This is a genomic window from Metamycoplasma auris 15026, assembly GCF_000367765.1.
GTDB lineage: Bacteria > Bacillota_I > Bacilli_A > Mycoplasmatales > Metamycoplasmataceae > Metamycoplasma > Metamycoplasma auris_A.
Genome location: NZ_AORI01000009.1, coordinates 59,056 through 76,682, shown reverse-complemented (window position 1 = coordinate 76,682; position 17,627 = coordinate 59,056). Strand labels below are relative to the sequence as shown.

Here is a 17,627-nt window from a genome sequence, read left to right as displayed (position 1 = left end):
ATTTTTTGTAAAAATAAATTGACGTTATGGTATTTGTATCCAGTTTTCAAAGAACTATCTAAGTGTAATGTATCCTTAAAGCATTTTTTAAATGCTTCAAAAAGATATCTTTATAAGTATATAACAAAGTAAAAAAAATATTAAAAATATTTATTAATTTTATGAATATTATTTACTTATTAAATGACTATTTAAAGAAGGGAGTTGCATTTATTAAAATAGCGTTGTTTAATTATAATAAATATTCTTACTAAAGTTAAGAAAATGATTAAAAATTCTTTTTGAAAACTACTTTATTAATTTCTAAAATTTAATTTTCAAAAAAAGTTTTTTCAATATTGTTTTTTGAACTTTTTCTTGAAATGCTTTTAGTAAGATTGTTAGATTCCTTTTTTATCTAATTTATTAAGATAGTTAACTAGAAGTTAGGAGTAATTTTGTCTTTTTATTTCTTATAATTGGTATTTTTGTAATCTCAAAATAAAAAAACAGGATTTTTAGTCCTGTTAATTTTAATTAAGCTAAAAAATTATTTGATTTTGTCATTAATTGCATTTTTAAGAACTTTAATGTCTTTATAGAATCCACAATATTTACATGCTTGGTGAGGAATAATTAATTGTTTACAGTGTTTACATTCAACTAGAGTAGCAGCGGTTAGTGCATGATGACTTCTTCTTAAATGTTTTCTTTGTTTCGAAGTTTTTCTTTTTGGAACTACAGCCATTTTTAAATCTCCTTAATTTATTTCTTAATATTAATCAATTAAATTAATTTAAATTATTTAAACTAATTTAATAATTGCCATCTTTGCATTGTCGCCAGCTCTGTTGCTTATTTTAATTATTCTTGTATATCCACCATTTCTTGTTGCATATTTAGGGGCAACAACATCAAATAAATATTGTAATGAATCTTTATTTTCGTTTTTAGTTGGAATAATTCTTAAAAATTTTGCAGCTTGTCTACGTGTTGAAAGGGTATTTTTTTTGCCTAAAGTAATCATTTTTTCAGCACTTGAGCGAATTCTTTTTGCTCTTTCTAGTGTGGTTTTTAGTTGCCCATGAACAATTAAATCAGTAACTAAAGATCTCTCAACATGGTTTCATCATTCTGTATTTCTGCGAAATACTTGTTTTGGATTTGCCATTATTTTTCTCCCTCATCTAAGTCTGAATTATTTATCTGATCAAGTGTTTCAATTACTACGTTATCGCTTCTGCTACCAGAAGTCATTTTTGCAAGTCATTCATCTCTTTTTTGGATAATGTCTTCGATGGATTTTTTTCCTAAGTTTTTAATATTTGATAAATCTTCGTCACTTAGTTTAATAATTTCTTCAACAGTGTTATATTTTGCTCTTTTTAGGGCATTTAGTGATCTGATTGTTAGATTTAGTTTATCAATTGAAATCGAAGTTTTGATATCTTTTTCTTTCTTTTCTTTAGAATCTTCAAATAATTCAAGAGTTTCAAGCGCATTGATATTTCCAATAATTTGGAAATGGGCTACAATAATTTTAGCTGCTTGTTCAATTGCTTCTTTTGCTTGAATTGTTCCATCAGTTTCGATTTTGATTTTTAGGCGCTCTTCGATTAATTTTGATGAACTATTTAGTTCTTCAAAAGAAATTGCACATTTTTTAATCGGACTAAAATCACTATCAATTGCTAAAAATTGTCCGCTTTTAATATCTGATTCAAGTCTTGAGCCATATTGAGCAATGACATTTTTATTTTCTTCAAAATCAATAAAACCTTTGCCTTGTCTTAAGAATAAATCAAATTCAAGAGAGCCATTTTCAGAGATATTTGCAATATATTGGTCTTTGTTAACAATTTCTAAACCTGAAGTATTAACTATATCATAAGCATAAACTTCGCCTTCTTTGTTTGAACGGAAAGAAATTTTTGCTAAATTATCCTTGGCAAAAAATTCTTCATTGTAAACAAAGCGAATGTTACGAATGTTACGAATTAAAGTAATGACATCTTCTTTAAGTCCATCAATTGTTTGAAATTCATGTTCGACATTATTAATTTTAATTGCAAATGGGGCTACTGAAGTAATTGAAGATAATAAAGTTCTTCTTAAAACAGTTCCCATTGTGTTTGCATAACCTCTTGCAAGAGGTTCGATGATAAATGTAGTATTGAAATCACTAATTTTTTCAGTAATTAATTCTTTGTATATAATTTTTTGACTTTTTTCCATGATTATCCTCGTTTTATTTCCTTAAATTTTATTTTTCTCTTTTAAGAATCTTTTTTGGAGGACGTGTACCATTGTGAGCTGTTGGGGTAACATCTTTAACTTCTTTAATGCTTAAACCACTTGTTTCAATTTGCTTACGTGCTGTTGATTTTCCAGGGCCTACTCCCTTAACTAAAATTGATACTTCTTTCAAACCAAATTCTTTAGCTTTTTCTACTGCTGCAGCAGCTGCTAGACCAGCTGCATATGGAGTTTTTTTCTTGGTGCCTTTGTAACCAATTGCACCTGATGAAGATCAAGCAAAAACATTACCTTTTAAATCTGAAAAGGAAACAATTGTATTTTGGTATGTTGAATGAATGTGGGCAATACCTTGTGTCACAATTTTTTTATTCTTTTTAGCCATTTTTATTTACCTTTCTTTCCAGCAATTGTTTTTCTTGGACCTTTTCTTGTTCTTGCGTTTTTCTTGGTTGATTGACCTCTTACTGGCAGTCCTTTTCTGTGTCTAATTCCTCTATATGATTTAATTTCCATTAAACGTTTTATGTTTAAGTTAATTTCTCTTTTTAAATCACCTTCGGTGGTATATTTTTTTGCTTCATCTCTTATTCTTGTAAGTTCTTCTTCACTTAATTCTTTAACTCTTTTTTCACCATCTACATTGGCATCAGCTAAGATTTTTTTTGCTAATGTTGGGCCAATACCAAAAATATATGTTAGAGAAATACGTGCTTTTTTATTGTTTGGAATTTCAATATTTAAAACTCTAGCCATCTTATATTATCCTTGTCTTTGTTTATGCTTTGGGTTAATGCAAATAACTCTATTAACGCCATGTCTTTTGATTATTTTACAGTCTTTACAAATACGCTTGATTGATGCTCTAACTTTCATCTTATAATCTTGTCTCCTAAAAAATATTATTTATGGCGAAAAACAATTCTTCCAAGTGTTAAATTAAAAGGACTGATTTCGACATCAACAACATCGCCTGGTATTAATTTAATGTTATGTAGTGACATTTTTCCAGAAATATATGCTTTGATTTCTTGGTCATTTTCAAGTAGCACATCATAGTTTTTGGTTGAGTGCATCTTGATAATTTTGCCAGTCATTTTAATAACTTCTTCTTTTTTTTCTTTTTTATTTTTTCCCATTAAATATGATCTCCTGATAATATGTAAGCTTCTCCATTATCAATTAAAATTGTTTGTTCATAATGTGCTGTATTAAAGCCTAATGGATCAAATACTGTTCAACTATCATTTTTGATTTTTATTTTTTTTGATTTTTGTAAAATCATTGGTTCAATGCAAATTACCATGCCATTTTTAATTAAAGGGCCACTATTTGGAATTCCTTCGTTAGGAATAAGAGGGTCTTCATGTAGCTCTTTACCAATACCATGGCCGCAGAATTCATCAGGAGTAAAATATCCTTGTTTTTGAATATAATCTCCGATTGCTGCTGAAATATCGCCAATTCTTTTTCCTATCTTAATTGCATTGAAGCCGGCATAGAAAGCGTCTTTAGCTACTTGGATAAGTTTTTTATCTTCTTCTGTAATATTTCCAACACCCTTAGTAAAGGCAGAATCTGAATAATATCCTTCCCAAATGACACCTGTATCAATTTTTATAATATCGCCATCCTTGACTACATAATCAGATGGAATACCATGAATTAATTCATCATTAACTGAAATGCAACATGTGCCTGGGAAAACCATATTGCCCTAAAAAAGCTGGTTTTCCGTTTCTTTTTTTAATTTCTTTAAAAGCGACGCTATCAATTTCTTTTAAAGAAACTCCTGGTCTTATGAAGTCTCAAAGAATTTTTTTAACTTCTGCCAAGATTGCGCAAGCTTTTTTAATTTTTTGGATTTCAAATTGATTTTTGATTCTTATCATCCTAAAACCCTCATTAAATCTAAAAAAACTTCATTTAAATCTTGATGACTATTGATTTCTAGAACAATATTTTTTTTCTTATAGAAATCAATTAGAATTTCAGTTTGACTATAATACATATCTAGTCTTTTTAAAATGACATCTTTTTCGTCATCAACGCGTTTTATAACTTCCGTATGGCAAACTTTGCAATACTTGTTTTCAAGTGGTGGAAAAACTTCTAAGTGATAAATAGTTTTACATTTTGGACATATTCTTCTTTTTGAAAGACGCTCAATAATTTGCTCATTAGAAATTTTTAGCAAAATTACTTTATCAATAAAGATATCTTTTTTTTCTAAATCTTCAAGAAACTGCGCTTGGTCTAGGGTTCTTGGAAAGCCATCTAGAATAAAAGGAGTTTTAGTTGCTACTAAATTTCTTAAATTGCTTTCAACTAAATGATTTGTAATGCTATTATCAACATATTTTCCAGAATCTAATATATCTTTAATTTTCTTCCCTAATTCAGTTTCGTTTTTAATTTCTTGGCGAAACATATCACCAGTGGATAGTTGAAAGTAGCCAAATTTTTCAACCATTAACTTCGAAATTGAACCTTTTCCAGCTCCCGGAGGACCCATGAAAATTAAATTAGGTTTATTGTTACAAGTTTGGTTATTGCAACTAGAGCATTTATTTATCATATTAAATCCTCTTCTTCTCCATACACTTCTTTTAGCTCTTTTATCATTCTTCTTTTTCTTGCAAGTTCTTGGGATTTATATCTTGCTTGAATTTGTTGAACAGTTTCAATGGCAGTCGAAACTAAGATCATTATTGTTGTTCCTCCAAAAGAAATTGGAGCTGGCATGCCAAACATTTGTTGAATGAATTGCAATGCCCCTAAGATTATTAAATATGTCGCTGAGAAGAATGATAGCCGAAGCACAACATTTAATAAATAATCTTCTGTTTGTTCTCCTGGTCTTATACCTGGAATAAAAGTACTACTTTTTGCAAAATCTTCACTAATTTTGTCAATTTTTGATTGTTGAATCCCCATCAAAATTGTTAGTCCAAATGTAATGATTACAAATAAAAAGAAGCCAAGAGGTTGTGTTAGTTCTAAGTTACTGTGCACTCATGCATAATATTTACTTGTATTTGGATTAAATAAACTAGCTATCATTGATGGAACAGATAAAATCATCATCGCAAAAATAACTGACATAATCCCAGCTGGGTTAGCTTTGATTGGTAAATAGCTTAATTCTTTTTCAGTTTTAGAAAGTCCAGCTCCTACTTGTTGAATAGGAATTCTTCTTTCAGCTAAACTAAAGAAAGCAACAACAAAAATAACAATTAAATAAGCTAATAAATAAACAACAAAATTAATTGTTTCATGCAAAATTACTTCATTGTTATTTTTAATTGAAGGCATATAGTATTCAAATGCATGTCTAAAGGTTGGAATTAAGGAATTAGCAATTCCTACAAAAATAATTAAACTAGTTCCGTTTCCTACTCCTTTATTAGTAATTTGTTCGGATAAAAATAATGAAAAGAATGAACCTGCTACTAATAAAAAGGGTACTGCTATTCATTTATAAAAGAACTCTCCGCTTCTTCCGAGTTTTGCAATTTCAGAAGAAAAAGTAATTCCAAAACTTTGGTCATTAGGATTAATTAATGCTCTTGTAATTAAAATTGCTTGAAAAATTGCAAAAAATAGCGTAATAGTATATGTAATAAAATTAATTTTAATTCTTCCGATTGGACCAGATTGACTTAAGCGATAAATTGGGGGGAATAATTTGGTTTGTAAAAGCATCATTACTAAGGAAGATGATATAAAAGGACCAATTCCTAAAGCAACGATGGAGAATCTTCTTAATCCTCCACCCCCAACTAAGTTAAGTATTCCAAAGAAATCACCTTGGTTCAATTTATCAGTATTTGCTAAATTAACACCGGGCAGTGTAATTGTTCCTGCTACTAAGAAAAGAGAAATTATGAATAGTGTAAAAAGAATCTTTTTGAAAAGATTATGATTTTTTCATCACTCAGATCAGCTATTTCGTCTTTTTACAAAATACTTATCAATCGCTAGTTGGCGATCAAGTTTTTTTGCTTGAATTTCCTTTTCTAATCTTGTTTTTTTAGCCATTATTGAACCTCGATTTTTCCACCAACTTTCTCAATCGCTTCTTTAGCTTTTAATGAAAGCGCAGGAATTGTCACGATTAATTTTTTGGTTAATGTGCCATTTCCTAAGATTTTAACAGGCAAGCTGCCTTTAATTAAGTTTTTTGCTTTTAATGTTTCGTATGAAACAACATCATTGTCATTAAATTTGGCTTCTAGTGTTTTTAAATTTATAACTTGATGTTCAATATGGTTTACGTTATTAAATCCTCTTTTTGGGATTCTTCTAAATAATGGTAATTGCCCACCTTCAAAACCTAGTCTTACTGTACTTCTTTTAGTTTGTCCACTTTGTCCTCTACCAGCTTGCTTCCCTTTTCCTGCTGCATGACCACGTCCAACACGGGTTTTTGCTTTTCTTGCACCCTCTGTTGCTTTTAGTGTATGTAGTTTCATAAATATAAGTCTCCTTATTTATTATTTTTCTAATAACTTTTTAACTTCGATGTCACGTAGTTTGGAAATTTCTTCAACAGTTCTTAATTTCTTAATAGCATTAATAGTTGCATGAACAATATTTTGTTTTGTTCTTGAACCATAGGTTTTTGTTGAAATATCAGTATATCCTGCCAATTCAACAACAGCTCTAACTGTATTGGAAGCAATAATCCCAGCACCTTTTGGAGCAGGACGTAATTGTACTTTTGAAGCTAGGAATTTTTCTTTGATTTCGTGTGGAATTGTTCCATTTACAACTGGAACGCTAAAGACATTCTTTTGTGCATCTTTAACTGCTTTTTTGATTGCATCTTGCACTTCGTTTGCTTTCCCGTGTCCAAAGCCAACCTTGCCTTTTTTATTTCCTACTACAACATAAGCTGAGAATGAAAATCTTCTTCCTCCTTTAACAACTGTTGTAACTCTTGCTACATCAATAACTTTTTCTTCATAAAGTTTAGCTTGAGGTTGTTGGTTAAATTGTTTCTTTTGGTTGAAGTTTTTTCTTTCTTGATGTTGTTTTGGAGCATTTTCTTTCATTTCAGTTTTTCTTGGTGATACTACTTTAGTAGCGCTTGCATTTTCTTTCATTGTTTCTTTTTTTAGTTGTTCAGCCATTAGAATTTAATCCCTTCTTCTCTTAGTGTATCAGCAAAAGCTGCTAATTTTCCATGATAAATATATCCAGAACGATCAAAAACAATTTCAGAAATATTTAAATTTTTTAATTTTAATGCAAATTCTTTTGCTACTTTTTTTGCTGCTTCGATATTATTGCCTACATTTGGAATTTGTCTTGTTGAAAATGAAGCAAGAGTGGTGTGGTTTTCATCATTAATTGCTTGTGCATAAAAGTTATGTAATGATTTAAAAACAACAACACGAGGACGAATTGAGGTTCCTTTTGCTAATTTATTTGTAATTTTTAGATGCTTAGCAACACGTTTTTGGTTTCTTGATAACATAAATATCTTATCTTTCCTTTCCTTAAAAAACTACTTAGCAGCAGTCTTACCTTCTTTACGTCTAATAACTTCATCTTTGTACATAATTCCTTTTCCAGAATATGGACTTGGACGTCTTATATCTCTTAAATTGGCAGCAAATTCTCCGACAGCTTGTTTATCAATACCTGAAATGATAATATTGGTTGGTTTTGGGATTTCAACTTTTAGATTTGATGGTATTTGTTTAATAACATTATGTGAGTACCCTGCAATGACTTCGATTTCATTTCCCTTTAGTGTTGCTTTATAACCAACACCTTTGATTTCGATTTCTTTCTTGTAACCGCTTGAAACTCCGATTAGCATATTGCTAATAATTGCATTTGTAGTTCCGTGTAATTGTTTTGTAGTTTTATCTTCATTAGCTCTTAGTGTCTTAATTTCATTGTTTTCAATAATTACTGTAATTAAAGGTGAAAATGTATATTCAAGTTGTCCTAATTGACCTTTGATAGTAATATGGTTTTTATCTAGACTTACTTCGGTGTTTTTTGGAATACTTAAAATTCTTTTTCCAATTCTTGACATAATTTAATTCCTTATTGATATATAGAACTAAAGATTATCAGATGAAGGCAATAACTTCGCCACCTAAGTTAGCTTTTCTTGCTTCTTTATCTGTTAAAAGTCCTTTTGAAGTTGAAATAATTGCTGTTCCAAAACCACTTAAAACACGAGGTAATTTGTCTGCTGATGAATATACTTTTAGCCCTGGCTTCGAAATTCTTTTAATATCAGTAATTGCAGATATATTTTGGTTCATTCCTTTGTATTTTAAAGTTAATTTAATTTCTTTAAAATTTTGTTTTGAAGTAACAACTTCATAGGAAGTGATGTATCCTTCTTTAACAAAAATATCAAGGATTTTTTCTTTTTTGTTGGAATGTGGGAATGTAACTTCAAGGTATTTTCTTGCAATTGCATTCTTAATTCTTACAAACATATCTGCTATTGGATCAGTAATGATAGCCATAATTATCAACTCGCTTTCTTGACACCAGGAATTTTTCCTTCATGTGCTAATTCTCTAAAACAAATTCTACAAATTTTATATTTACGTAAGACTGCGTGAACACGCCCACAAATTTGGCAACGTGTGTATTTTCTTACTGGAAATTTTGGTTCACGTTCAGCCTTAACCATTAATGCTTTTCTTGCCATAAATAATCTCCTTAATTATTAGCCTTTGCAAATGGGATTCCAAGTTTCTTAAGTAGTGCAAAAGCTTCTTTATCAGAATTTGCACTGGTTACAAGAATAATGTCCATACCTTTTAGTTTACGAATCTTGTCAAATGAAATTTCAGGGAAAATAATTTCTTCTTTAATACCAATTGCATAGTTTCCTCTACCATCAAAACTCTTTAAACTTGTTCCATTAAAGTCTCTTACACGAGGAAGTGCAACATTAATTAATTTTGTTAAGAATGATCACATTCTGTCACGTCTTAATGTAACTTTTCCACCCATTGGCATCCCTTCACGTAATTTTCAGGATGCTAAGGATTTTTTAGCTTTTGTTTGGTATGGTTTTTGCCCTGTAATTTGGGATAGTTCAACCATAACTTCTTCAATTGCTTTTGAATTTGATACTTCATTGCCGGCTGTCATATTAATAATGATTTTTTGTAAACGAGGAGCTTGCATAATTGAGCTGTAACCAAATTCTTTAACTAGTTCAAAGCGAACTTGTTCTAAATATTTCTTTTCTAGTTCTAACTTAGCCATGTTTTTTTCTCCTTTTTACTATATAACCTTATTAATTTTTTTGGCAACTCTTTGTTTTTTACCGGTTTTAGCATCAACTTTTCATCCAATTTTAGTTCCAATAGATTTTTGACCTTGTGCACCTTTTTTAGCTAAAAAGGCAACGTTTGAAATATGAATTGGATATTCTTTTTTTTCAATTTTTCCTTCGGTGTTTTGTTGGGAAGGTTTATGGTGTTTAACTTTCATGTTGACATCTTTTAGAATGACAGTTTGCTTTTTGTAATCGGTTGCTAAAACAGCTGCGAATTTCCCTTTATCTTTACCTGAAATAATTAAAACCATGTCATTTTTTCTAATTTTAGCTTGAGACATAATTATAAAACCTCCGGTGCTAGTGAAATTATTTTTAAATATCCCTTGTCACGAAGTTCTCTTGCTACTGGACCAAATACCCGAGTTCCTCTCATTGAACCATCTTCTTTAATTAAAACAACCGCATTATCATCAAATCTTATGTAAGAGCCATTGTCTCTAGCAATTCCTCTTTTTGTTCTTACAATAACAGCCTTTAGAACTTGTCCTTCTTTAACAACACCATTAGGAATAGCTTTTTTAACAGTTACAACTACAACATCACCAATGTTAGTGCTTCTTACAACACTCCCACCTAGATTTTTTATAATCATAACTTCTTTAGCACCTGAGTTGTCAGCAACATTACATCTAGAAAATTCACTAAGCATTTTCATTTCCTCCGATTGCATGAGATTTAATTGCTACTAATCTAAAGTGTTTAGTTTTTGAAAGAGGTCTGGTTTCTTGAATTTCAACAACATCTCCAACTTGTGCGGCATTTTTTTCGTCATGAACTGCAAATTTCTTTGATTTTTTGAAACGTTTTGAATACAATGGGTGTTTTTCATAGGTTTCAACAATTACAGTAATGGTTTTTTCATTTTTTGTACTAATTACAGTTCCCACAAGTTTTTTACGACGGTTTTCTCTCATTGTTAATTCCATTATTTAATACCTTCTTCTTTTTTTGCATTTAGGGCTGTTAAAATTCTTGCGATGTCTTTTTTTACTAGTTCAATCTTATGAGTTTGGTCTAATTGTGATGTTGCATTTTTAAAACGAAGTGAGAATAGTTCAGCTCTTAAATCGCCTAATAATTGGTTTAGCTCTTCAACTGATTTTTTCTTTAATTCAGAATAAGACATAACTATTTTTCTCCTTCAGCTGTCTTGCATTCGCAAACTTCTTTAGCAACAATTTTTCAAGTAACAGGTAATTTGTGTCCGCCTAATCTTAATGCGTCTTTCATAGTATCAACTTGGTTACCAGAAACTTCAAACATTACAGTGCCTTCTTTTACAACTGCAAATCATTGATCTGGACTTCCCTTACCAGAACCCATACGCACTCCGATTGGTTTTGAGGTTTTTGACATGTGTGGGAATATTTTAATAATAACTTTACCTTCACGACCCATACGACGAGTAATTGCAATACGGGCAGCTTCGATTTGTCTTGCACTAATTCAGGCAGAAGAAGTTGATTTTAAACCAAATTCTCCAAATGATACAGTGTTATTTCTGTGAGCTTTAGTTTTATCATGACGAATACGGAACATTTTTCTGTGTTTAGTTCTCTTTGGTTGAAGCATGTTTTTCGCCATCCTTTCCACTAAATCTAGATCTTCTTTCAGCTCTTTGTTCGATTACATTATTAATAGCAGCATTATCTAGAATTTCACCATTAGAAACTCATACCTTAACACCTAGAATTCCGTATGTTGTTTTAGCAGTTGTTACTGCATAATCAACATCTTGTCTTAAAGTATGTAATTTCATTTCACCTTCAGTATATCCTTCAGTTCTAGCCATGTCAACACCATTTAAACGACCTGAAACTGAGGTTTTAATACCTTTAGCGCCAGCTTTCATGGCAGCTTTGATGGCAAATTTTTGTGCTAGTCTAAAGCTACCTCTGTTTTCCAATTTAACTGCAATATTTTCAGCTAATAATCTTGCATTTAAATCAGGATTTTTTAATTCAATAACATCGATTGCAATGTTAATTGTTTTGTTTTTTAGATATCTTTTTAGATTTTGGGTCATTTGTTTAATTTTTTCACCATTTGTTCCAAGCATTGCAGCTGGTTTTGCTGTGAAAACATAAACAATGACATTGCCATTTTGATTTCTTCTAATTTGAACTTTACCAATTTGAAATTCTCTTACTTTCTTATCAAAGAAATCATAGATTTTTTGGTCTTCAAGTAATAAAGAAGCAAAATTAGCTTTGTCTGAATATCAAACTGTGTTATGAGCTTTGGTTATACCGTAACGAAATCCATTTGGATTAACTTTTTGTCCCATACTATTTTGCCTCCATACTTAATTCATCATTTAGTTCAATTAATTCAATATAAAAGTGACTTGTTCTTTTTAAAATTGGGTATGCTCTTCCACGGGCATGTGGTTGAAATCTTTTAAGAGTTGGACCGTCGTTAACTAAGATTTTAGCAACAACTAATTTAGTTGCATCTAGTCCAAAGTTATTAGTTGCATTGGCGATTGCTGAGTTTAGAAGTTTTAGAATAATTTTTGAGGCTTTTTTATTTGTTGTTTGTAGGATAACTAATGCTTGTGTAGCTGATTTATAACGAATTAGATCAGCAACTAATCTTGCTTTTCTTGGACTAATTCGTTGCATATTTACTGATGCTTTAACAACTTGTTGTGTCATGTTATTTCTTCTTTCCTTTAACCTTATCTGCACCATGTCCATTGAAGGTTCTAGTTAAAGCAAATTCACCTAACTTATGTCCTACCATGTCATTAGTTACAAATACATCAATAAATGCATGACCATTGTGCACTTGGAAGGTAAGTCCAATAAAATCTGGATAGATTGTTGAACGTCTTGATCAAGTTTTAATTGGTCTCTTTGGTGCTTTATTTTCAATAATAGCTACAACTTTTTTCATTAAGTGATCATCAACAAATGGTGCCTTTTTTAATGAACGAGACATTATTTAGTTTCCTTTCTTCTTCTAATAATAAATTGGTTAGATGCCTTCTTAGTTGCTCTAGTTTTAACGCCAAGAGCTTTCTTACCTCATGGAGTCATTGGGGATTTTCTACCAATTGGTTGTTTCCCTTCCCCACCACCATGTGGGTGATCATTAGGGTTCATAGCCGAACCTCTAACTGTTGGTCTAATTCCTCTTAATCTATTTCTACCTGCTTTACCGATGTTTACTAATGAATGTTCTTCATTACCAACTTCCCCGATTGTTGCACGACATACACCTAGAACTTTTCTTACTTCACCTGATTTTAATTTTAGAATTACATATCTTCCAGATTCATCCTTACCTAGAATTTGGGCAGATGAACCTGCTGAACGTGCAATAATTCCACCTTGTTTTGGTTGAAGTTCGATGTTATGAACAAATGTACCTTCAGGAATGTTGGCAAGTGGTAAGTTATTACCGATTTGAATATCAACATTTTCCCCTGAAACAACAACTTGTCCAACTTTGATATTTTTAGGGCTAATAATATATCTTTTTTCCCCATCACGATAAACAATTAATGAAATATTTGCTGATCTGTTTGGATCGTATTCAATACTTTTAACAACAGCTTCAATTCCATCTTTGTCATATCTTTTGAAATCAATGATCCGATAAAATCTTTTCAATCTACCACCGTGGTGACGAGTTGTGATTTTACCTTGATTATTTCTTCCAGAATGTGTAGGAAGAATAACAAGCAATGATTTTTCTGGTCTGTGTCCAGTTAAATTTGCTTGGTAATCTAAAGAAGACATATTACGGCGACCATTTGTATACGCTTTAAACTTTTTAATAGCCATTTTTCTTCTTTTTACCTTTCTTAAAAATATTGTTTTCTTTTAAGATGTATTGATATTTTTTTATTTTTAAATCATTTTTTATAGTGTATGCAAAAAATGATTATTTTTCTTCTTCTAGTTTAGCTTCTTCATTTTCTTTAGCTAATTTAGCTTCGGTTGCTTTTTTAATTTTTTCAGCAGCTTTCTTTTCTGCTTCAGAAATTTCTTGTGTTTCTTTAGCTTCAGTTTCTTTTGCTACTTCTTTTTTTGCTTCCTTAGCTTCTTCAGCAAATAAAAGAATTTTTGATTTTTCATCTAAATAAACGATTGCTTTTTTAACTGCATTTTTAAAGCCTGAGAATCTTCCTAATCTTGCTGGTTTTTTGTCATAGTTAATAATATTAACTTTTAAAACCTTCACATCAAAAATAAATTCAACTGCTTTTTTAACTTCAATCTTATTTGTTCTTCTGTCAACTGCAAATGTATAAACATTTTGATTTGTTCTAGCAATTTCTGACTTTTCTGTCAAAATCGGATATTTAATAACTTGATTGATATTCATAGATTATTTAGCCATCCCTTCTAGATATTTAATGTCTGCTTCTGAAATTACTAATACATCTGCTGCAACTAATTCTTCAATTGATAAGGAAGTTACTTTAGTTGTGTGAACATTAGGTAGATTTCTAGCTGATCTGAATACTTTTTCATCTGAGCTAACAATTAAAACGTTATTTAGATTAATTAGATTATCTTTGTTTAATTCAACTAGAAGTGCTCTTGTAGAAATTGTTTCTAATTGATATTCTCTAACTAAAACACTATTAGCATTTGCTAGCATTGTTAAAGCTGAAAATAGCGCATTTTTTCTTGCTTTTTTGTTGATTTTTAGTTCGTAGTTTCTTTCAGTTGTAGGACCAAAAGCTCTCCCACCACCAACAAAGATTGGACTTCTTAATGATCCAGCACGGGCGTTACCTGTGTGTTTTTGGGCTCAAGGTTTTTTCCCTGTTCCACTAACTTCACCACGTGATTTAACTTTATGAGTTGCTAGACGCTTTGATGCTCTTTCAGCTAAAATCGCATCAAAGATGGCTTGTGCATAAATTTTTTCAATGCCAAAAACAATTTTTGGTAAATCTAATTTAGCTTTTTCTTCCATTTTTTCAGCCTTTTGACTTTTAGCTGTCTTAGGTGCTGGTTTGTCAACTAAGTTTTCTTTTTCAATATATGCAATTGCATCTTTATTTTCAACTTTGTCTTCAACAACACGATTTGCAATGATTTTTGCTTTTTCTAAGTTAACACTACCTCTGAATTTTCCATCACGATGGAATCAAACATGAGTAACATTTTCTGATTTTTCACTAACATTAATAAATTCGTTAACTGCATCAATAAAGTTAGCAAAGTGTCCTGAAACTTCTTCTTTAGCTTTCTTAAAAGTAAATGAAACGTTTCTATTTTCATCAAATGTTTCAGAGATATAGTATTTATCAACAATAACTGAAGCCATAATTATTTATCTCCTTCAACATTTTCTTCTTTTTCTTTAGCTTCTTTAGCAATAGCTTCATCAAGCGCAGCTTTCATTTCTTTTAATGACATTTCCATTTTTAATTCAAGGTTGTATTTCTTTGCTTGGTCAAAAATTTCATTCTTTGCTAAAGCTTCTTTTAGATTTACTAATTGAATTTCAGGTTTCTTTTGAATTGATTTCTTAGCATTTTTAATTACTAGTAGGGCACCTTTAGCACCAGGGGTACTACCTTTAATTAAAAGTAAGTTATTTTCAGCATCTGATTTAACAACTTCTAGGTTTTGAATTGTTACTTGTTCAGCACCTAGATGTCCAGGCATTGTCATACCTTTTCATACCTTGTTTCCAGAGATATCCCCAATAGAACCAGTTTGTCTAATTGGTTTTGAACCTCCACCACCACCGTGTGATTTAGGTCCAATGTGTTGGTTTCATCTTTTAATTGTTCCAGCGAAACCTTTACCTTTTGAAATTGCTGTAACATCGACAACGTCACCGCCTTCAAAAATGGAGGCATCAATTTGAGCACCTAAGTCATAACCTGTCATGTTACGAATTTCTTTTATGAATTGCTTAGGTGTTGTATTTGCTTGTTTGAAATAGTTAATTTCAGGTTTCTTAATTCGAGATTTTTTCTTATCTTCTAAACTAAGTTGGGTTGCAATATAACCATTTTTTTCTAAGCTTAAAACCTTGGTTACAACATTTGGTTTAACTTCAACAACAGTAACAGGAATTAATTTACCTTCAGCTGTGAATAGTTGAGTCATTCCAACTTTTCTTCCTAAGATTCCTTTCATTTTTTATCCTTTCTAATATAAAAAATAATAATCTGTACTATTCTACAGACTTAATTGTGATTTGAACACCAGCTGGTAGTTCTAATCTTTTTGCTTTATCAACTAAAGTTTTGCTTACGTTTGATAAAACAATTAAACGTTTGTGAGTTCTACTTTCGAATTGTTCACGAGATTTTTTGTTAACGTGAACTGATCTTAGAATAGTAACTATTTCTCTTCTTGTTGGTAGAGGAATAGGCCCACTAACATCAGCTTTTTCAGCCTTAGCTAATAAGATAACTTTCTTAGCTGCATCATCAACTAAATTAGCTTCAAAAGCTTTGATCTTAATTTCTAATTTTGCCATCTTTGTTCTCCTTTTTCATTAAATGAAACGCTCCACAAAAGTTCTCGATATCCAAGTAGAACAACTAAGCTTGGCATATCGTAACCTTTTGCTTCCTTGCTTAAATGCTAATTAATTATACCAAAAACTTATTTTTGTGTTTTTTATTTTTAAAAAAAATATCGGCTCTTAATTTGTTTTTAAAAATCAAGGCCAATAAGCTTACTTTTTTAACTCTAAATTAGTAATTTAGCAAATTACAAAATTATTTTTGATTTTTTAATTTTTAGACATTATCTTTTGAATTTTCATAAATTTCTTTTAGAGCTTTTCATAATTTATCAAATGCACCATACGAATAATTTGCAGTTCAACCACCATACATTGCATTTCCTGGTATTTGGATATTAAATTGATGTCAGTTTAGATTTTCAATCTTTGGAACATTATTTTCAACAGTAACTTTCACTCCTTTTGTTCCTTCAATTTCAGTAAACAAACGATCTAAGTTATTTTTTGTAATGAAATCAATATTAGCCCCAGGGGTTTTTGCATTCTTATAAGCATCATCATAAAAATCATTAAAATCATCCCCAATTTTCATAATTACTTTTGTTTGGACATTGTCTCCAGATTTTGATTCTGATGCTTTAAAGTTTCAGCCTTCTTTGTTATCACTAACATCATTCATTCTTTGGTTTTTACTTGTTACTTTTTTATTTAGATTCTTGTTTTCTAGTGCAGTTTTTCAAGGAGATTTATCTTCATATTTACCATTTTTTGCTTTTGTATCAACTCCTGAACATCAAAACATTCAATCATGAACATATTCTTTTTTAACGCCAAGTTTAATTAAGTTTCTCTTAATTCCTTCAATGGATTCTTTTAGTTGTGGGATGCCTGAGTTGAATAAAACAATTCCACCATTTGTAAACACATGATTAATAAAATTAATTGCTCCAGGAACTGCTTTTCTATTTCCTTTTGCATCAACTTTATTCTTAAAATCTTCATCAAATTTGCCATTGTTTTCATAAATCATTCAAGATTCACTATATTCATTAACTAACACAGTTTCATCAATATCCATAAACACAACAGGGACGGCCTTGTTTGATTGAGTGTTTGAAACTTCTCCATCTTTTGATTTGCTAAAATCAAGTTCATTGCCACTCATTTCCTTCTTTTTGATATTATCAAAAGCAATTTTTGCAAGTGTGTATGCTTGCAGTGCTGCAGCTCTTTGTTCAGCAGAAGTCATATATCAAACAATTGCGCCAGCAACAGCTGCGCCGTTGTTTAATTTTCCAATTAGTTCACCTTTTTTCTCTTTACTTAAATTTAATTTGGAAATTAATTCAACTTTTTGTTCAAAGTTTAGTTTTTCAATTTCTTTAATTAAATCAGATCTTATTTTTGTGTTATCTTGCTTATCATTTTTTTCTGAATTACTGCAACTTATTGCAACTATTGGCATTGAAATGACACTCAATGCACCCAATAATAGACTCAATTTCTTTTTCATAATTAGGCTTCCTAAATTTATTGTTTTTTTAAACAAAATTACTACTACTTTTTTTCATAGTAATTATTAATATAATTACATTTGAAATTATAACACTCTAAG

30 protein-coding genes and 1 pseudogene are annotated in these 17,627 nt (G+C 30.4%); all 31 read right to left on the bottom strand.

What is annotated here, in order from left to right:
- Window positions 1–529: 529 nt before the first annotated feature.
- The 31 genes and pseudogenes from rpmF to MAU_RS01610 all read right to left on the bottom strand — a co-directional run bounded on the left by rpmF (window position 530) and on the right by MAU_RS01610 (window position 17,525).
- Window positions 530–727 (bottom strand): 50S ribosomal protein L32, encoded by a 198-nt coding sequence (rpmF, locus tag MAU_RS01760; RefSeq protein ID WP_004424416.1) that lies wholly within the window; start codon window positions 725–727, stop codon window positions 530–532.
- 57 nt (window positions 728–784) lie between these two features.
- Window positions 785–1,150, bottom strand: a complete 366-nt coding sequence (gene rplQ, locus MAU_RS01755; RefSeq protein ID WP_004424413.1) for a 50S ribosomal protein L17 — start codon at window positions 1,148–1,150, stop codon at window positions 785–787.
- On the bottom strand, window positions 1,150–2,214 hold the full coding sequence (locus MAU_RS01750; RefSeq protein ID WP_004424409.1) for a DNA-directed RNA polymerase subunit alpha: 1,065 nt from the start codon (window positions 2,212–2,214) through the stop codon (window positions 1,150–1,152). The genes rplQ and MAU_RS01750 overlap by 1 nt, the downstream gene beginning before the upstream one ends.
- A 28-nt stretch (window positions 2,215–2,242) precedes the next feature.
- Window positions 2,243–2,620 (bottom strand): 30S ribosomal protein S11, encoded by a 378-nt coding sequence (gene rpsK, locus MAU_RS01745; RefSeq protein ID WP_004424407.1) that lies wholly within the window; start codon window positions 2,618–2,620, stop codon window positions 2,243–2,245.
- A gap of 2 nt (window positions 2,621–2,622) precedes the next feature.
- Window positions 2,623–2,991, bottom strand: a complete 369-nt coding sequence (gene rpsM / locus MAU_RS01740) for a 30S ribosomal protein S13 (RefSeq protein ID WP_004424403.1) — start codon at window positions 2,989–2,991, stop codon at window positions 2,623–2,625.
- Between the two features lie 6 nt (window positions 2,992–2,997).
- Window positions 2,998–3,111 (bottom strand): 50S ribosomal protein L36, encoded by a 114-nt coding sequence (gene rpmJ / locus MAU_RS01735; protein WP_002881082.1) that lies wholly within the window; start codon window positions 3,109–3,111, stop codon window positions 2,998–3,000.
- Between the two features lie 26 nt (window positions 3,112–3,137).
- Window positions 3,138–3,374: a translation initiation factor IF-1 gene (infA, locus tag MAU_RS01730; protein WP_004424399.1), complete on the bottom strand. Its 237-nt coding sequence runs from the start codon at window positions 3,372–3,374 to the stop codon at window positions 3,138–3,140.
- Window positions 3,374–4,127 (bottom strand): annotated as a pseudogene (gene map, locus MAU_RS01725) (type I methionyl aminopeptidase). The gene infA and the pseudogene map overlap by 1 nt, the downstream one beginning before the upstream one ends.
- Complete coding sequence (locus tag MAU_RS01720) at window positions 4,121–4,813, bottom strand: adenylate kinase (RefSeq protein ID WP_004424395.1); 693 nt, start codon at window positions 4,811–4,813, stop codon at window positions 4,121–4,123. Before MAU_RS01720 ends, map begins: the two are co-directional and overlap by 7 nt.
- A complete protein-coding gene (secY, locus tag MAU_RS01715; RefSeq protein WP_004424392.1) occupies window positions 4,807–6,276 on the bottom strand; it encodes a preprotein translocase subunit SecY in 1,470 nt (489 codons plus the stop codon). Before secY ends, MAU_RS01720 begins: the two co-directional genes overlap by 7 nt.
- Window positions 6,276–6,710: a 50S ribosomal protein L15 gene (gene rplO, locus MAU_RS01710; RefSeq protein ID WP_004424389.1), complete on the bottom strand. Its 435-nt coding sequence runs from the start codon at window positions 6,708–6,710 to the stop codon at window positions 6,276–6,278. The genes secY and rplO overlap by 1 nt, the downstream gene beginning before the upstream one ends.
- Before the next feature lie 21 nt (window positions 6,711–6,731).
- Window positions 6,732–7,370, bottom strand: coding sequence for a 30S ribosomal protein S5 (rpsE, locus tag MAU_RS01705; protein ID WP_004424387.1), 639 nt, complete (start codon window positions 7,368–7,370; stop codon window positions 6,732–6,734).
- On the bottom strand, window positions 7,370–7,717 hold the full coding sequence (gene rplR, locus MAU_RS01700) for a 50S ribosomal protein L18 (RefSeq protein WP_004424385.1): 348 nt from the start codon (window positions 7,715–7,717) through the stop codon (window positions 7,370–7,372). Before rplR ends, rpsE begins: the two co-directional genes overlap by 1 nt.
- 30 nt (window positions 7,718–7,747) lie before the next feature.
- A complete protein-coding gene (rplF, locus tag MAU_RS01695) occupies window positions 7,748–8,287 on the bottom strand; it encodes a 50S ribosomal protein L6 (protein ID WP_004424382.1) in 540 nt (179 codons plus the stop codon).
- Window positions 8,288–8,321: 34 nt separating this feature from the next.
- Window positions 8,322–8,732, bottom strand: a complete 411-nt coding sequence (gene rpsH, locus MAU_RS01690) for a 30S ribosomal protein S8 (RefSeq protein WP_004424379.1) — start codon at window positions 8,730–8,732, stop codon at window positions 8,322–8,324.
- A 2-nt stretch (window positions 8,733–8,734) separates the two neighbouring features.
- Window positions 8,735–8,920, bottom strand: a complete 186-nt coding sequence (locus MAU_RS01685) for a type Z 30S ribosomal protein S14 (protein WP_004424377.1) — start codon at window positions 8,918–8,920, stop codon at window positions 8,735–8,737.
- Window positions 8,921–8,931: 11 nt separating this feature from the next.
- Window positions 8,932–9,486, bottom strand: a complete 555-nt coding sequence (gene rplE / locus MAU_RS01680) for a 50S ribosomal protein L5 (protein ID WP_004424374.1) — start codon at window positions 9,484–9,486, stop codon at window positions 8,932–8,934.
- A gap of 18 nt (window positions 9,487–9,504) precedes the next feature.
- Window positions 9,505–9,840 (bottom strand): 50S ribosomal protein L24, encoded by a 336-nt coding sequence (gene rplX, locus MAU_RS01675; protein WP_004424371.1) that lies wholly within the window; start codon window positions 9,838–9,840, stop codon window positions 9,505–9,507.
- A 2-nt stretch (window positions 9,841–9,842) separates the two neighbouring features.
- Window positions 9,843–10,211 carry a 50S ribosomal protein L14 gene (gene rplN, locus MAU_RS01670; RefSeq protein WP_004424367.1) on the bottom strand — a complete coding sequence of 123 codons (369 nt, stop codon included), beginning with the start codon at window positions 10,209–10,211 and terminating at the stop codon, window positions 9,843–9,845.
- Window positions 10,204–10,488, bottom strand: coding sequence for a 30S ribosomal protein S17 (gene rpsQ / locus MAU_RS01665; protein WP_004424364.1), 285 nt, complete (start codon window positions 10,486–10,488; stop codon window positions 10,204–10,206). The genes rplN and rpsQ overlap by 8 nt, the downstream gene beginning before the upstream one ends.
- Window positions 10,488–10,688 (bottom strand): 50S ribosomal protein L29, encoded by a 201-nt coding sequence (gene rpmC / locus MAU_RS01660; protein ID WP_004424361.1) that lies wholly within the window; start codon window positions 10,686–10,688, stop codon window positions 10,488–10,490. The genes rpsQ and rpmC overlap by 1 nt, the downstream gene beginning before the upstream one ends.
- A 2-nt stretch (window positions 10,689–10,690) precedes the next feature.
- A complete protein-coding gene (gene rplP / locus MAU_RS01655) occupies window positions 10,691–11,134 on the bottom strand; it encodes a 50S ribosomal protein L16 (RefSeq protein WP_004424359.1) in 444 nt (147 codons plus the stop codon).
- Window positions 11,112–11,849, bottom strand: a complete 738-nt coding sequence (gene rpsC, locus MAU_RS01650; protein WP_004424355.1) for a 30S ribosomal protein S3 — start codon at window positions 11,847–11,849, stop codon at window positions 11,112–11,114. Before rpsC ends, rplP begins: the two co-directional genes overlap by 23 nt.
- Window position 11,850: 1 nt before the next feature.
- Complete coding sequence (gene rplV / locus MAU_RS01645; protein ID WP_004424353.1) at window positions 11,851–12,219, bottom strand: 50S ribosomal protein L22; 369 nt, start codon at window positions 12,217–12,219, stop codon at window positions 11,851–11,853.
- A gap of 1 nt (window position 12,220) precedes the next feature.
- A complete protein-coding gene (gene rpsS, locus MAU_RS01640; protein WP_004424350.1) occupies window positions 12,221–12,505 on the bottom strand; it encodes a 30S ribosomal protein S19 in 285 nt (94 codons plus the stop codon).
- Window positions 12,505–13,353, bottom strand: a complete 849-nt coding sequence (gene rplB / locus MAU_RS01635; RefSeq protein WP_004424347.1) for a 50S ribosomal protein L2 — start codon at window positions 13,351–13,353, stop codon at window positions 12,505–12,507. The genes rpsS and rplB overlap by 1 nt, the downstream gene beginning before the upstream one ends.
- Before the next feature lie 100 nt (window positions 13,354–13,453).
- The gene (gene rplW, locus MAU_RS01630) at window positions 13,454–13,897 is read right to left on the bottom strand and encodes a 50S ribosomal protein L23 (protein WP_004424344.1); all 444 of its coding nucleotides are present in this window, start codon (window positions 13,895–13,897) and stop codon (window positions 13,454–13,456) included.
- A gap of 3 nt (window positions 13,898–13,900) precedes the next feature.
- Window positions 13,901–14,851, bottom strand: a complete 951-nt coding sequence (gene rplD / locus MAU_RS01625) for a 50S ribosomal protein L4 (protein ID WP_004424342.1) — start codon at window positions 14,849–14,851, stop codon at window positions 13,901–13,903.
- Between the two features lie 2 nt (window positions 14,852–14,853).
- Entirely contained in the window at window positions 14,854–15,675 is an 822-nt protein-coding gene (gene rplC, locus MAU_RS01620; RefSeq protein WP_004424339.1) for a 50S ribosomal protein L3, read from the bottom strand.
- 37 nt (window positions 15,676–15,712) lie between these two features.
- A complete protein-coding gene (gene rpsJ / locus MAU_RS01615) occupies window positions 15,713–16,021 on the bottom strand; it encodes a 30S ribosomal protein S10 (RefSeq protein ID WP_004424335.1) in 309 nt (102 codons plus the stop codon).
- 265 nt (window positions 16,022–16,286) lie between these two features.
- Window positions 16,287–17,525, bottom strand: coding sequence for an HAD family acid phosphatase (locus MAU_RS01610; protein WP_004424330.1), 1,239 nt, complete (start codon window positions 17,523–17,525; stop codon window positions 16,287–16,289).
- Window positions 17,526–17,627 lie beyond the last annotated feature (102 nt).